At 62.6% G+C, this 15,191-nt stretch carries 9 protein-coding genes; 7 read left to right on the top strand and 2 right to left on the bottom strand.

Annotation, left to right across the window (positions count from 1 at the left end):
- Positions 1 to 163: 163 nt before the first annotated feature.
- From eat to eutC, 3 genes are read left to right on the top strand one after another with little or no spacing between them, the layout of a single operon-like run.
- The gene (gene eat, locus JNO51_RS14150) at positions 164 to 1,561 is read left to right on the top strand and encodes an ethanolamine permease (RefSeq protein WP_215778459.1); all 1,398 of its coding nucleotides are present in this window, start codon (positions 164 to 166) and stop codon (positions 1,559 to 1,561) included.
- A gap of 36 nt (positions 1,562 to 1,597) precedes the next feature.
- Positions 1,598 to 2,983 (top strand): ethanolamine ammonia-lyase subunit EutB, encoded by a 1,386-nt coding sequence (locus JNO51_RS14145; protein WP_215778447.1) that lies wholly within the window; start codon positions 1,598 to 1,600, stop codon positions 2,981 to 2,983.
- Entirely contained in the window at positions 2,980 to 3,759 is a 780-nt protein-coding gene (gene eutC, locus JNO51_RS14140; protein WP_215778445.1) for an ethanolamine ammonia-lyase subunit EutC, read from the top strand. The genes JNO51_RS14145 and eutC overlap by 4 nt, the downstream gene beginning before the upstream one ends.
- A 46-nt stretch (positions 3,760 to 3,805) precedes the next feature.
- On the opposite strand, the gene JNO51_RS14135 is transcribed toward eutC, so the two are convergent.
- Complete coding sequence (locus JNO51_RS14135; protein WP_215778443.1) at positions 3,806 to 5,572, bottom strand: long-chain fatty acid--CoA ligase; 1,767 nt, start codon at positions 5,570 to 5,572, stop codon at positions 3,806 to 3,808.
- 211 nt (positions 5,573 to 5,783) lie between these two features.
- Here JNO51_RS14135 and JNO51_RS14130 point away from each other — a divergent pair, with 211 nt between their 5' ends.
- Genes JNO51_RS14130 through rfbD form a run of 3 tightly spaced genes read left to right on the top strand, consistent with a single transcriptional unit; the run spans position 5,784 to position 8,939 of the window.
- A complete protein-coding gene (locus JNO51_RS14130) occupies positions 5,784 to 6,929 on the top strand; it encodes a PLP-dependent aspartate aminotransferase family protein (protein ID WP_215778441.1) in 1,146 nt (381 codons plus the stop codon).
- 52 nt (positions 6,930 to 6,981) lie between these two features.
- Entirely contained in the window at positions 6,982 to 8,049 is a 1,068-nt protein-coding gene (gene rfbB / locus JNO51_RS14125) for a dTDP-glucose 4,6-dehydratase (RefSeq protein ID WP_215778436.1), read from the top strand.
- Positions 8,046 to 8,939 (top strand): dTDP-4-dehydrorhamnose reductase, encoded by an 894-nt coding sequence (gene rfbD / locus JNO51_RS14120; protein ID WP_215778434.1) that lies wholly within the window; start codon positions 8,046 to 8,048, stop codon positions 8,937 to 8,939. Before rfbB ends, rfbD begins: the two co-directional genes overlap by 4 nt.
- 6 nt (positions 8,940 to 8,945) lie before the next feature.
- Here the strand turns inward: rfbD and JNO51_RS14115 are convergent, their stop codons facing one another.
- The gene (locus tag JNO51_RS14115) at positions 8,946 to 10,457 is read right to left on the bottom strand and encodes a phosphatidylserine/phosphatidylglycerophosphate/cardiolipin synthase family protein (RefSeq protein WP_215778432.1); all 1,512 of its coding nucleotides are present in this window, start codon (positions 10,455 to 10,457) and stop codon (positions 8,946 to 8,948) included.
- A 285-nt stretch (positions 10,458 to 10,742) separates the two neighbouring features.
- Between JNO51_RS14115 and gltB the strand changes: the two genes are divergently transcribed.
- On the top strand, positions 10,743 to 15,191 hold the full coding sequence (gltB, locus tag JNO51_RS14110) for a glutamate synthase large subunit (protein WP_215778430.1): 4,449 nt from the start codon (positions 10,743 to 10,745) through the stop codon (positions 15,189 to 15,191).

The following is a 15,191-nucleotide window of genomic DNA, read 5'->3' as shown; positions in this document are numbered from 1 at the left end:
ATGCCCGGAGAGACCGCTCAGAGCGGGGGGTCTCCGCGGACCGTGACCGATTTCGGTGCATGCTGCCTTTTTGCGGTGCAGCATATTTTCCGATTTCTGATAACGTTGCCCGTCCGGCCATGCCTATGCTCATTGCGTCATTAACCTGTATGGGAGCAAGCAGATGAGTTCAGCACAAGGAGGACTGGCGCAGCGCCTCGGCCCCTGGCAGCTTTGGGGCATTGCCGTCGGGCTGGTGATTTCCGGTGAGTACTTCGGCTGGAGCTATGGCTGGGCCAGCGCCGGTACGATGGGATTCATGGTGGCGGCACTGGTGGTGGCCATCATGTATACCGCATTCATTTTCAGCTTTACTGAGCTGACGACCTCGATTCCGCATGCCGGTGGTCCCTTCGCCTATGCCCGGCGGGCCTTCGGTCCCCTGGGGGGCTTCATCGCCGGCCTGGCGACCTTGTGCGAGTTCGTCTTCGCACCGCCGGCCATTGCCCTGGCCATCGGCGCCTATCTGAACGTCCAGTTCCCCGAGCTGAGCCCCAAGTGGGTGGCCGTCGGCTGCTACGGGGTGTTCATGACACTGAATATCCTTGGCGTGAGCATTGCCGCGACCTTCGAGCTGCTGGTCACCGTGCTGGCGATTATCGAGCTGCTGGTGTTCATGGGCGTGGTGGCCCCCGGCTTTTCCTGGGCGCACTTTACCCAGGCGGGCTGGGCCGGACAGGATCAGTTTCATCCCGGCGCGCTGGCCGGCATGCTGGCTGCCGTGCCGTTTGCCATCTGGTTCTTTCTGGCCATCGAGGGCGCTGCCATGGCCGCCGAGGAGGCCAAAGATCCGCAGCGCACCATTCCGGTGGCCTATATCGCCGGCATCCTGACGCTGGTGGTGCTGGCGCTGGGCGTCATGGTGTTTGCCGGCGGCGTCGGTGACTGGCGCACCCTGGCGAATATCAACGACCCGCTGCCTCAGGCCATGAAGCGCATCGTCGGCAGCCACAGCGGCTGGCTGCACATGCTGGTCTGGCTCGGGCTGTTCGGCCTGATCGCCTCGTTCCACGGCATCATCATGGGGTACTCGCGCCAGATCTTTGCCCTGGCCCGTGCCGGCTTCCTGCCGCCCTGGCTGGCCGCCGTGCATCCACGTTTCAAGACCCCGCACCGCGCCATTCTGGCCGGTGGCGTGATCGGCATCGCCGCGATCTTCAGCGACAACCTGATTGTGATTGCCGGGCAGCCGCTGACGGCCAATATCGTCACGCTGTCGGTCTTTGGCGCCATCGTGATGTACATCGTCTCCATGCTGGCGCTGTTCAAGCTGCGCCGCAGCGAACCGCTGCTGCCGCGCCCCTTCCGTGCACCGGCCTATCCGCTGGTACCGGCGATTGCCCTCAGCCTGTCCGTCGGCTGTCTGCTGGCCATGGTGTACTACAATCAGCTTCTGGCGGCGATTTTCGCCGTGATGTTGCTGGCCGGCTATGTTTACTATCGCCTGACTTCGCACCATCGTGCCGCCGCCGCACCGGATGCCTTGCTGGAAGGGAATCTGGCACCGGCAGAAACCCGTTAACTGCACAGGGCGGGCGTTACGGCGCCCGCAACCGTCATGGCTTATACCTCTACCGTTGGCGTGCGTCGCTACCAGTTTGCCGACCTGAAAACCTTGATGGCGAAAGCCACGCCATTGCGCGCGGGTGACTGCCTGGCCGGCGTGGCGGCTGAGACGGCTCAGGAACGCATTGTGGCGCGCATGTTGCTGGCGGATCTGCCGCTGGTCACCTTCCTCGAGCAGGCCCTGATTCCCTATGAGGCCGATGAGGTCACACGGCTGATCATCGACCGGCATGATGCCGTCGCCTTTGCCCCGCTGCGTCATCTGACCGTGGGTGATTTTCGCGACTGGCTGCTTTCCGAGCAGGCTGATGGCGACACGCTGGCCCGGGTGGCACCGGGGATCACGCCGGAGATGGCAGCGGCGGTCAGCAAGCTGATGCGTAACCAGGATCTGATTCTGGTGGCCAAAAAGTGCCGGGTGGTGACACGCTTTCGCAATACCCTCGGCCTGCCGGGCCATCTGGCGGTGCGGCTACAGCCTAACCATCCGACCGATGATGCCCGTGGCATCGCTGCCTCGATCCTGGACGGACTGATGTATGGCGCCGGCGACGCGGTCATCGGCGTCAATCCGGCCAGCGACAGTCTGAGCGCGATTCACGACCTGCTGTACCTGATGGACGGTATTCGCGCGCGTTTCGAGATCCCGACCCAGACCTGTGTGCTGACCCATGTGACCAATACCCTGGAACTGATCCGTCGCGGTGCGCCGGTCGATCTGGTTTTCCAGTCCATCGCCGGCACCGAGGCGGCCAATGCCGGATTCGGCGTCAATCTGGCCTTGCTGGGCGAGGCGCGCGAAGCTGCCTTGTCGCTGCAACGCGGAACGCTGGGCAATAACGTCATGTATTTCGAGACCGGGCAGGGCAGTGCCCTGTCGGCCAATGCACATCATGGTGTCGATCAACAGACCTGCGAGGCCCGTGCCTATGCGGTTGCTCGCCATTTCCAGCCGCTGCTGGTGAATACCGTGGTCGGCTTCATCGGCCCGGAATATCTGTACGACGGCAAGCAGATCATTCGTGCCGGGCTGGAGGATCACTTCTGCGGCAAGCTGATGGGACTGCCCATGGGCTGTGACATTTGCTACACCAATCACGCCGAGGCCGATCAGGACGATATGGATACCCTGTTGACCTTGCTCGCCACGGCCGGGATCAATTTCATCATCGGTGTGCCGGGGGCTGATGACATCATGCTCAATTATCAGAGTACCTCGTTCCATGATGCGCTCTACGTGCGTCAGCTGCTCGGCTTGCAGCGTGCCCCCGAGTTCGAGGCCTGGTTGCAGCGAATGCAGATTGCGCGCGCGGATGGCTCCCTGTTGCCCCCCGACAATGGCATCCCCTTGCTGGCGATGAGCCGGGAGCTGGCATGAGCGACAAGGCCATCCAGCCAACGGCCAGCCGCCAGGACCCCTGGCAGGCGCTGAGCAGTTTGACGCCGGCACGGATTGCGCTGGGGCGCAGTGGCGGCAGCCTGCCAAGTCGTGAAGTGCTGCGCTTTACCCTGGCCCACGCCGAGGCCCGTGACGCGGTTCATGCTGAGGCCGACTGGGCCGCCATCGCCAAGGCGCTGTCATCGCATGGTTTTGCCTCGGTGCCGGTTTGCAGTCAGGCCGGTGACAGAAGGATCTATCTGCAACGGCCCGATCTCGGTCGGCGCCTGTCGGCGGACAGTCTGCAGACATTGCAGCGTTTGCCGCAGGCTGAACTGGTGTTTGTCATTGCCGATGGTCTGTCGGCGCAGGCGGTCGAGCGGCATGCGGTCCCCTTGCTGTGCGAGGCAAGACCGTTGTGGCAGGATGCCGGCTGGCGGTCCGGTCCTGTGGTGTTGGCCAGCCAGGCGCGGGTGGCGCTGGGGGACGAGGTGGGGCAGGCGCTCGGCGCTCGCATGGTGGTGCTGCTGGTCGGGGAGCGGCCGGGCCTGTCTTCTCCTGACAGCCTGGGCATCTACCTGACGTATGCGCCGCAAGTCGGTCGACTCGATGCTGAGCGCAACTGTCTGTCCAATGTCCGCCCCGAAGGCCTGCCGGTCGGTCTGGCAGCCAGGAAGCTGGCCTGGATGCTGACGAGGGCACGGGAGCTGGCGCTGACCGGCGTCGGGCTGAAGGACGAGAGCGATGTGCTGGTGGTCCGCGCGGATGGCGGCTGAAGACGGCAGAAAAGCAAAACCGGCCATCAGGCCGGTTTTGCTTTGATCACGCCAGTTCGGGCTGGTGAGCGTACATGCGTTCGATCATGTCGCGGCAGCGCTCGGTAATGACCTTGCGGCGCAGTTTGAGGGTCGGCGCCAGTTCGCCCTGATCAACGCACCAGGCACGGTCCAGCAGGGTGAACTTGCGGATATGCTCCCAGCTGCCGAAGTAATGATTGAACCGCTTGATTTCGCGGTCAATCAGGTCATGCACCTTCGGATGCAGCGTCATGTCATGATCGGAGGTATAGCAGATACCCTGATCGGCGCACCATTCGCGCAGCTTGTCGAACAGCGGCACAATCAGCGCGCTGGGGTATTTCTCCCCGTCGCCCACCACCATCACCTGATCGATGAAGGCCGACTCCTTCAGCTTGTTTTCGATCGCCTGCGGGGCGATGTACTTGCCGTTGGAAGTCTTGAACATTTCTTTCTTGCGATCGGTGATGCGGATATAGCCCTGTTCCATGACACCGATGTCACCCGTGTGCAGCCAGCCACCGCGCAAGACCTCGGCGGTCAGTTCCGGCTCCTTGTAATAGCCTTCCATGACGTTGTCGCCACGCACCAGGATCTCGCCATCGTCGGCAAAGCGCACTTCCACGCCCGGCATCGGGATGCCGACGGTACCAATGCGCACGCCCGCGGCATTGAACGGGTTGGCGGCAATCACCGGCGCCGATTCCGTCATGCCATACCCTTCGCTGACCACCACACCGCACGCCCAGAACAGACGTGCCAGCCGGGGTTGCAGCGCAGCGGAACCGACGTTGATCCAGCGCAGTTCGCCGCCCATGGCCTGGTACCACTTGTTGAATACCAGCTGACGGGCAATGGCGTAGCGGGCCTTGTCGAACAGCGAGTAACGCGCATTCGGTTCGTAGTGTTCGGCCAGGTGCAGTGCCCAGATATACAGCTTGCGGGTGACACCGCTCAGCGTGCGCGCCTTGCCGGCCAGCTTCTCGTAGACCTTTTCCAGTACGCGCGGGACCGCGCTGAAGGTATGCGGCCGAACCTCGGATAGCGTCGAGGACAGTTGCTCGACCGTACTGAAGTACACCCCGGTGCCGGTGTGCAGATAGTAGTGTACGCAGGCACGCTCGAAGATATGCGACAAGGGCAGGAAGCTGATGGCGCGGCAGGTTCCGCGTGGCAGGCCGGTGTGTGCCGCTGATGAGCGTACGGTCGAAACCACGTTGCGGTGCGAGAGCATGACGCCCTTCGAGCGACCGGTGGTTCCGGAGGTGTAAATGATGGTGAAGATCTCGTCTTCGGTGATGGCATCGCGGCGGCGGCTCAGTTCGTCCTGGTCGCCCTCCCTGCCGGCTTCCAGCAACTGGCGCCAGGAGGGGGCGCCGGCTACCTTGCCAAAGGCGAAGATCGGCAGGGCGGCAGGCTCGGTGGCTGCGACCAGCTTGTCATGCTGGGCCGTATTGCCGGCAAAAGCCAGTTTGACCTCGGCGTGGGCAAGGATATATCTTGCATCATCAAGCGTGCAGGTAGGATACAGCGGTACGCTCACGGCGCCGATCTGCTGCAGGGCCAGGTCAACCAGCGCCCACTCCAGACAGTTTTCCGCTGCGATCGCGACACGGTCGCCCGGTTCGATGCCATGGTGCATCAGGCCAAGGCTGAGCAGGTCCACGGTTTTCACCGTTTCTGCGGTCGACATCACCGTCCAGGATTTGCCATTCTTGCCACACAGGCAATCCTTGCGGGGAAAGCGGTCGAGCTGTTGCTGCAGAAAGTCAAAAGCGCGGGTTTGCGTCATGCCGGCGGTACTTGATTTTGGAAACGCCGCACATTAACGCGAAAGTGATTCAGTGTAAAGAAATCTTCATGATTAAATTGCCTGAAATCAACATCCTGCCTCTGTTTGATGCGTTGTGCATGGTAATTGCATGGCACAAATGCATTATGCAAAATGATTGGGCTGGCCGGTGTCTGACCGTCCTGCCCGGCAACCTCCAGGTGAAATCATCATGAAATTTGCCACCAAGGCGATCCACATCGGTTATGACAGTGAAGAGCATGGCCATGCCGTCATGCCGCCCATTTATCAGACCTCGGCCTTTGCCCATCCCGCGCTGGACAGCAAGCTGCCCTTTTCCTACGCCCGTACCGGTACGCCGACCCGGGCGGCGCTGGAGGCCAATCTGGCTGCACTGGAAAATGCGGCGCATGGTCTGGCTTTCGCCAGTGGCATGGCCGCCATCGATGCCGTGATGCGTGCAGTGCTCAAGCCCGGAGACGAAGTGATTGCCCAGCAGGACGTGTACGGCGGCGCCTACCGGCTGTTGACCAAGGTGCTGGCGCCGGCCGGCATCAAGGTGCATTTTGTTGATCTGTCCGATCCGGCCGCCCTGAGCGCCGCGCTGACGCCGGCGGTCAAACTGCTGTGGCTGGAAACGCCGAGCAATCCCTTGCTCAAGCTGGTCGACATCCAGGCGCTCAGTGCCCTGGCGCATCGGCAGAATGTGGTGGTGGCCGTCGACAACACCTTTGCCACACCTTATCTGCAGAACCCGCTGGATCAGGGCGCCGATGTGGTGGTCCATTCGGCGACCAAATACCTGGCCGGCCATTCCGACGTGCTGCTCGGACTGGTGGCCGTCAATGACAGCGAGCTGTTTCAGGCCATCCGGTTTATCCAGAGTGCCTCGGGCGGCGTACCCGGGCCGCAGGATTGCTTCCTGACTCTGCGCGGCATCAAGACGCTCGCCCTGCGCATGGAGCGCCATTGCGACAATGCCGAGGTGGTCGCCCGCTGGCTGTGCCAGCAAGCCTCGGTGGAGAAGGTCTTCTTCCCCGGGCTGCCGGCGCACCCCGGCCATGCACTGGCCGCCAGGCAGATGAAGCGCTTTGGTGGCGTCATTACCATCTACCTGAAAGACAACACCCGCGAGGCGGCCGGTCGGGTGGCCCAGCGTCTGCAGTTGTTTGCCCTGGCCGAATCACTGGGGGGCGTGGAGTCGCTGGTCAATCACTCCGCCAGCATGTCGCACGGCGCCATGCCGGCCGAGCTCAAGCAGCAGCTTGGTGTGCGCGAGGGGCAGTTGCGTCTGTCCATCGGCATCGAGGATATCGACGACATCCTGGCGGATCTGGCGCAGGCGCTGGCTGAATAATCCAGCCATTGGCGTTATGATCTCGGCTTGATCTGCTTTCAGGTGATGCAGCATGACGATTCTGGTGACCGGCGGAGCCGGCTTTATCGGTGGCAATTTTGTGCTCGACTGGCTGGCCGGCAGCGATGAGCCGGTGGTCAATCTCGACAAGCTGACCTATGCCGGCAATCTCGAGACCCTGTCCTCGCTGCGCCATGATGCGCGTCATGTCTTCGTGCAGGGTGATATTGGTGACCGCTCGCTGGTCGCGGCGCTGCTGGCGCAGCATCAGCCGCGTGCGGTGCTCAATTTTGCCGCCGAATCGCATGTCGATCGTTCTATCCATGGTCCGGGTGAATTCATTCAGACCAATGTTGTCGGTACCTTCAATCTGCTGGAGGCGGTTCGTGCCTACTGGCAGGACCTGCCGGCCGGCGAACGGGAGGCATTCCGCTTCCTGCACGTTTCCACCGACGAGGTCTATGGCTCGCTGGCGCCGGAAGATGCGGCCTTTGTCGAAAGCAGCCGCTACGAGCCAAACAGCCCTTATTCCGCCAGCAAGGCCGCCTCGGATCACCTGGTGCGCGCCTGGCACCATACCTATGGCCTGCCGGTACTGACCACCAATTGCAGCAATAACTACGGCCCCTTCCATTTTCCGGAAAAGCTGATTCCGCTGGTGATCCTCAACGCCCTGGCCGGCAAGCCGTTGCCGATTTATGGCGATGGCCGGCAAGTGCGCGACTGGCTGTACGTCAAGGACCACTGCAGCGCCATTCGCCGTGTGCTGGCCGCAGGCAAACTGGGGGAAACCTATAACGTCGGTGGCTGGAACGAAAAAACCAATCTGGAGGTGGTGCATACCTTGTGTGCCACGCTGGATGCGCTCAGTCCCCGTGCCGATGGCCAGTCCTATGCCAGCCAGATCACCTTCGTGCAGGATCGCCCCGGTCATGACCGCCGCTATGCCATTGATGCGCGCAAGCTGGAAAGCGAGCTGGGCTGGAAACCGCAGCAGACCTTTGACAGCGGTATCCGTCAGACGGTGCAGTGGTACCTGTCCAACCAGGACTGGGTGCAGAACGTGGTGAGCGGGCACTATCGCGACTGGGTGGCAAAGCAGTACGGGGATCGCGCATGAGCCGGATCCTGCTGACCGGTGTCAGTGGCCAGCTGGGGCATGTCCTGCAGACAGCGCTGGCTCCGCTGGGTGAGGTACATGCCGTGAGCCGGGCCGAGATGGACCTGGCCGATGCATCATCGATCCAGGCCCGGCTCGACCAGTGGCAGCCGGCCATTATCATCAATCCGGCGGCCTATACGGCAGTCGATCGAGCAGAAAGCGAAGAGGCTCAGGCCATGGCGGTCAATGCGCACGCCCCGGCAGCCATGGCGCACTGGGCGGCCCGCCATGAGGCGCTGCTGATGCATTACTCCACTGATTATGTGTTTGATGGTCAGCTGGACAGGCCATACCGCGAGGAGGATGCCACGGCTCCGCAGTCGGCCTATGGCCGCAGCAAATGCCGGGGAGAGGAAGCGATTCGGGCCAGTGGCTGCCGTCATCTGATTCTGCGTACCAGCTGGGTGTTTGGCGCGCATGGTGGCAACTTCCTCAAGACCATGCTGCGACTCGGCGCCGAACGCGAGCAGCTGCGCATCGTGGCGGATCAGTTCGGCGCCCCGACCTCCACGGCGCTGATCGCCGAGGTGAGCGCGGCCATGCTGCAGCAAGCCATCGCCGCAGCGGATTCGCTGCCTCTGGGGACCTATCATCTGACGGCGCAGGGACGCACCAGCTGGTGTGACTATGCCCGTTTCATTTTTGCCGAAGCCCGTCTGCGCGGGGCCCCGCTCATGGTGCGCGAGGTCGAAGGCATTCCGGCATCGGCCTATCCACTGCCGGCGCCCCGTCCGGCCAACTCCTCGCTGGATTGCCACAAGCTGATGCAGGATTACCGCCTGACGCTGCCGGACTGGCAGGCAGGGGTGCGCCAGGTGCTGGATCAGTTGCTGCCATCCCGGCGCTAAAGCATTTCAGCCGTTCTTGTCCCGAGGAGGCTCATGTCTGGGCGGCAGATCCCCCTGCCGGCGATGTCGCTGCCACATCAGGCCGAGCGAGCGCAGGGCGATGCCGCCGCCGCTGATGACCAGCGCCAGCACCAGCGGTGCGGCCACCAGATAGGGAAAGAAACCGACCAGCAACGCCGTGGCCAGCAACGCCAGTCCGATCGACAGGAACGAGGCGGCCTCACTGCTCTCCACCGGGCGGGTGCCGCGCACCACGGCGCCCAGTGCGTCACTGATGCGTGCCGCCTGGCGCGCGGCGGCCGAGGCACGCCGGGCGTTGGTGCCCGGATGCATCAGTTCAAGGACAGACTGTGCCAGGTCCACTTCACGTGGTGCCGACAACTGAGGCCGGCGCCGCGAGCCTTTCAGCACGATCTCGGTCGATTGCGCCAGATCCTCGATAAACTTCACGGCCATGGCACTGGCAATGCCCTCGTCCTCAATGGCAACATCCAGCTCGCGATTGGCCAGCCAGCTGGAGAGATTCAGGTTGCTGGAACCGATGCGGGCCCAGCGGCCATCGGCCACTGCCGTTTTGGCATGCACCATCGGCCCGTTCCATTCAAAGACCCTGACCCCGGCTTCGAGCAGCGGACGGTACAGCGTGCGCGACACCGTGGCGATCCAGCCGATGTCGCTGGAGCGCGGTACCAGCAGGCGCACGTCCACCCCGTCCTTGGCCGCCTGTTTCAGTGCCGACAGATACAGGCTGGTGCCCATGAAGTAGGCATCAGTCAGCCACAGCGTCTTGCGTGCGAAGCTGGTGATCAGCAGGTCCAGCCGCATCATGTGTGCCGTGCTGGGGGTGGTGGCGATCAGGCGCACGGCAACCGGTGCCGGCTGGTGCGCGATGGGCGCAGGGGGGAGCGGGGGAAGCTGAAGGGCGGGGCCACAGCTGACCCAGCTGTCGGCAAAGGCGGCGACGGCCTCATCCACCACCGGTCCCCTGAGCGCCACGCCAGTGTCGCGCCAGGGCTGCAGGTGGCGCCGGGCATCTCCCTCCCAGCGTGAGCTGATGCACAGGCCGGAAACAAAGGCCAGCTGACGGTCGACCACGATCAGCTTGCGATGATTGCGCCCCAGCAAACCCAGTCCGCGCAGCGGATTGATCGGGTTATAGGCGCGCACCTGGGCGCCGGCCAGACGCAGTGGCTTGAAAAAACCGCGCCAATGCTCGCGCCAGCAGCCCAGTGCATCGTAGAGCAGATACACCGCCACGCCGTTCATCGCTTTGTCGATCAGCGCCGAACGCACGCGCCGGCCATAGTCGTCATCCGCGAACAAATACATCTCGATCAGGATCGACTCGCTGGCCGACTCGATGGCCTGCAGCCAGGCGGGGAAGTTCTGCGTGCTGTCGAACAGCAACTCAACCTGATTGCCATTGATTAAAGGCGCACCGGCCGAGCGGGCAAAAGCCTGGTCGGCCAGCAGGCGAATCGAACGTTGGTCGGTCTCGGTGCTCGGCGGATGAGTCATGAAATTGGCGAATTGTTAAACAATATTCAAGTCTGACAGCGAACTGCCCCGTAGCCTGATGCTATCTGCATGAGTATGCAATGTTTTTATGATTTAACTTTAGCGTAAGTTCAGGTGGAAATATGGCCAAATTTTGTGCGAATGCCATGCAAAAAATGCGCCAAACCAGGGCTTAGCTAAATGATTTTAAATAATTAATGCACCGCACAAATAATGTGTTGCGACGGTCAAATGTTGCACTTAGAATCGATGTCATTACATCTGGATAATAACGGGGCAATCACCATGGACAGACAACGTTGGCTGGAGGGTACTTTATACCAACCCGACTTTGAACAGGACAGTTGCGGTTTCGGCCTGATCACCCAGCTGGATGACAAACCCAGCCACTGGATCGTCAAGACCGCCATTGAATCACTGGCCAAACTGACGCACCGCGGTGCCGTGGCCGCCGATGGCAAATCCGGTGACGGCTGTGGCCTGCTGTTCAAGAAGCCGGATGGCTTCCTGCGCGAGGTGGCCGCGGCAGAGGGCATCACCCTCAAGGCGGTGTATGCCGCCGGCCTGGTGTTCCATCATCCGGACACGGCGCAGGGGCTGGCCAGCATCGCCGCCCTGCGTGGCGCCATCGAGGGCCAGGAACTGGAGTACGCCGGCCTGCGCCAGGTGCCGGTCGATCCCGCCGCCTGTGGTGAGTATGCCCTGCAAACCCTGCCGTCCATCGGTCAGGTGTTCGTCAACTGCCCCTTCGGCATGGACGAGCTCACCTTCCAGCGCCGTTTGTACATGGCACGCCGGCAGGCCGAAAAGGCCAACAAGGCACAAGACAGCTATTTCTACATTCCGACCCTGTCGCCGCACACCCTGTCTTACAAGGGGCTGGTGACACCGGACAATCTGACCCGCTTCTTCCTCGACCTGCAGGACGAGCGTTTCGAATCCAGCCTGGCGGTGTTCCACCAGCGCTTCTCGACCAATACCTGGCCGCAGTGGAAGCTGGCACAGCCTTTCCGCTATCTGGCGCACAACGGCGAAATCAATACCGTACAGGGCAATCGCAACTGGGCCCGGGCACGCGAACGCATCATGGCTTCGCCCCACCTCGACATGGAACAGGTGCGTCCGATCGTGCAGACCGACGGTTCGGACTCGATGAGTCTGGACAATATGCTGGAAGGCCTGCTGATGGGGGGGATCGGCCTGTTCCGTGCCCTGCGTCTGTTGGTGCCGCCGGCCTGGCAGAATGGCGACAGCACCGACAAGGATCTGCGCGCCTTCTACGAATTCAACTCCATGCATATGGAGCCCTGGGACGGTCCGGCCGGCATCGTGCTGACCGATGGCCGCTATGCCGCCTGTATTCTCGACCGTAATGGCCTGCGTCCGGCACGCTGGGTGCTGACCCGCGACAACATCCTGACCATTGCCTCCGAAGTCGGTGTCTGGGACTACAAGCCGGAAGACGTGGTTCGCAAGGGGCGTGTCAAGCCCGGCCAGCTGTTTGCGGCCGATCTGCAAACCGGCGAACTGCTGATGCCGGAAGAGATCGACGCCCAGCTCAAGAGTGCCAAGCCCTATCGCCAGTGGATCAAGGACAATGCCAAGTATCTTGAATTGTCGATTGACGACGACTCCACGCTGGAGCCGATGCCGGCTGATGAGCTCGCCACCTTCCAGAAACTGTACAACCTGACACGCGAAGAGCGAGACCAGATCCTGCGCGTGCTGGCCGATGATGCCCAGGAACCGGTCGGCTCGATGGGCGACGATACCCCGATGGCGGTCCTGTCCGGCCAGGTGCGTTCGCCCTTTGACTACCTGCGCCAGCAATTCGCCCAGGTGACCAATCCGCCGATCGACCCGATCCGCGAAGCCGTGGTGATGTCGCTCAATTCGGTGTTCGGTCCCGAGCGCAATATGTTCGACGAGAGCGCCGAGCACGCCAAGCGACTGGAAGTCCGCTCGCCAGTGCTGTCGCACGAGAAGTTCCAGCGTGTTACCACCCGCCCCGAGCCCTATCTCAAGGCGACCTCGTTCGATCTGTGCTACGACCCGGCCGAGACCGATCTCAAAACCGCCATCGAGCAACTGGCCCAGCACGTGGTCGAGGCCGTGCGCGAAGGGACGGTGATCGTGGTGCTGTCCGACCGCCACATTACTCCGCAGCGCTTGCCGATCCATGCCCTGTTTGCCACCGGTGCGGTACACCATGCCCTGATCGACAGTGGCCTGCGCTGCAAGACCAATATCGTGGTCGAGACCGCCACGGTGCGTGACGCGCACCAGATGGCCTGTCTGATCGGCTTCGGTGCCACGGCGGTCTACCCCTATCTGGCCTACCAGTCGATCATCGACCTGGTGCATCGCGGCGACCTGCAGCTCAAGGTCAACGAGGCGCTGCAGCACTATCGGCGCGGCATCAACAAGGGCTTGCTCAAGGTGCTGTCCAAGATGGGGATTTCCACCATCGCCTCCTACCGCGGCGCCCAGCTGTTCGAAGCCGTCGGCCTGAACGACGAAGTGATCGCCCTGTGCATGAAGGGCACGGTCAGCCGCATTGGCGGTGCCGATTTCGCCGACTTTGCCGACGACCAGAAAAAGCTGGCCCGTCAGGCTTTCAATCCGCTGCGCGATATCAAGCAGGGTGGTCTGCTCAAGTACGTGCATGGCGAGGAATATCACGCCTACAACCCGGACGTGGTGATGACCCTGCAGGAGGCCGTGCAGAACGACGACTACAACGCCTATCTGCGCTATGCCGAACTGGTCAACCAGCGGCCGGCGGCCATGTTCCGCGATTTGATGCAACTGAAGCTGGCCGATCAGCCGGTCAGCCTTGACGACGTTGAACCGGTGGAAAGCCTGCTCAAGCGCTTCGACTCGGCCGGTATGTCACTGGGTGCGCTGTCACCCGAGGCCCATGAGGCGCTGGCCATTGCCATGAACCGCCTCGGCGGTCGCTCCAACTCCGGCGAAGGCGGCGAAGACCCTGAGCGCTACGGCACCGAGAAGATGTCGCGCATCAAGCAGGTGGCCTCGGGCCGCTTTGGCGTGACCCCGCACTACCTGGTCAATGCTGACGTGCTGCAGATCAAAGTGGCGCAGGGTGCCAAGCCGGGTGAAGGCGGCCAGCTGCCGGGCGACAAGGTCTCGCCGCTGATCGCCCGTCTGCGCTGCTCCAAGCCGGGAATCAGCCTGATCTCGCCGCCGCCGCATCACGACATCTACTCGATCGAAGACCTGGCCCAGCTGATTTTTGACCTGAAACAGGTCAATCCGCAGGCGCTGGTGTCGGTCAAGCTGGTGGCCGAGCCGGGGGTCGGCACCGTGGCCGCCGGGGTGGCCAAGGCCTATGCCGATCTGATCACCATCTCCGGTTACGACGGTGGGACTGGCGCCTCGCCGCTGACCTCGGTCAAGTACGCCGGTTCGCCCTGGGAACTGGGCCTGACCGAAGCCCAGCAGGTGCTGCGCGCCAATGGCCTGCGCGGCCGGGTGCGCGTGCAGACCGACGGTGGCCTGAAGACCGGTCTGGACGTGGTCAAGGCTGCCATCATGGGCGCCGAAAGCTTCGGCTTCGGGACCGGCCCGATGATTGCCCTGGGCTGCAAATATCTGCGCATCTGCCACCTCAACAACTGCGCGACCGGTGTCGCTACCCAGGAACTCAAGCTGCGTTCGAAGTACTTCACCGGCCTGCCTGAGCGGGTGATGAACTACTTCCTGTTCGTGGCGCGTGAAACCCGTGAATGGATGGCCCGCCTCGGTGTGACCCGCATGGAAGACCTGATCGGCCGCTTCGATCTGCTGGAACTGCTGCCCGGTGAAACCGCCCGACAGCAGAAGCTGCAGCTTGGTGCGCTGCTGAGTCAGGGCAGTATCCCGGCCGATGTGCCGCGTTACTGTACCGAAGCCTCTAATCCCTCCTTCGACAAGGGCGAGCTGGCGGAGGAGGTGCTGCGTGCCGCGGCACCGGCCATCGAGCAACGTCAGATGCTGCGTCTCGAATTCCCGATCGACAACGTCAACCGCTCCATGGGGGCGCGCCTGTCGGGTGAGATCGCCCGCAAGCATGGTGCCGCCGGCTTGCCGGATGGCTGCCTGACGGTAAAGTTCACCGGCTCCGCCGGCCAGAGCTTTGGTGTGTGGAACGCCCCCGGCCTGCATCTGGAGCTGGAAGGCGACGCCAACGACTACGTCGGCAAGGGCATGGCCGGTGGCCGGGTGGTGATCTACCCGCCCAAAAACGCTGCCTATGTGGCGCATGAATCGATCATCATCGGCAATACCTGCCTGTATGGCGCCACCGGTGGCCAGCTGTACGCGGCCGGCGTGGCCGGCGAGCGCTTCGGCGTGCGCAACTCGGGGGCGCTGGCGGTGATCGAAGGTGCCGGCGACCATTGCTGCGAGTACATGACCGGTGGTTGTGTCATCGTGCTGGGCGAGGCCGGCTATAACTTCGGTGCCGGCATGACCGGCGGCTTTGCCTTCGTCTACGACCCGACGGAGAAGTTCGCCTACCGCTACAACAACGAACTGATCGACATTCACCTGATCAACGGCGAAGCCATGGGCACCTACCGTGCCTTCCTGCTGGAGAAGCTTGCCCGCCACGTCGAACTGACCGGTTCGGAGATGGGGCGCAAGATGCTGCAGGACTTTGACGACTACGTGGATGACTTCTGGCTGGTGAAGCCCAAGGCGGCCAAGCTCGACAGCCTGCTGAAAGATTGA

It is taken from the genome of Paludibacterium sp. B53371 (genome assembly GCF_018802765.1).
Lineage (GTDB): Bacteria > Pseudomonadota > Gammaproteobacteria > Burkholderiales > Chromobacteriaceae > Paludibacterium.
Note: the sequence above shows the minus strand (reverse complement) of the source record. Positions and strands in the feature narration are given on the sequence as shown.

What these genes read in the sequence shown, in the direction of transcription:
- eat (WP_215778459.1), top strand. Translation starts at nt 164, where the DNA reads ATGAGTTCAGCACAAGGAGGACTGGCGCAGCGCCTCGGCCCCTGGCAG.
- JNO51_RS14145 (WP_215778447.1), top strand. Translation starts at nt 1,598, where the DNA reads ATGGCTTATACCTCTACCGTTGGCGTGCGTCGCTACCAGTTTGCCGAC.
- eutC (WP_215778445.1), top strand. Translation starts at nt 2,980, where the DNA reads ATGAGCGACAAGGCCATCCAGCCAACGGCCAGCCGCCAGGACCCCTGG.
- JNO51_RS14135 (WP_215778443.1), bottom strand. Translation starts at nt 5,572, where the DNA reads ATGACGCAAACCCGCGCTTTTGACTTTCTGCAGCAACAGCTCGACCGC.
- JNO51_RS14130 (WP_215778441.1), top strand. Translation starts at nt 5,784, where the DNA reads ATGAAATTTGCCACCAAGGCGATCCACATCGGTTATGACAGTGAAGAG.
- rfbB (WP_215778436.1), top strand. Translation starts at nt 6,982, where the DNA reads ATGACGATTCTGGTGACCGGCGGAGCCGGCTTTATCGGTGGCAATTTT.
- rfbD (WP_215778434.1), top strand. Translation starts at nt 8,046, where the DNA reads ATGAGCCGGATCCTGCTGACCGGTGTCAGTGGCCAGCTGGGGCATGTC.
- JNO51_RS14115 (WP_215778432.1), bottom strand. Translation starts at nt 10,457, where the DNA reads ATGACTCATCCGCCGAGCACCGAGACCGACCAACGTTCGATTCGCCTG.
- gltB (WP_215778430.1), top strand. Translation starts at nt 10,743, where the DNA reads ATGGACAGACAACGTTGGCTGGAGGGTACTTTATACCAACCCGACTTT.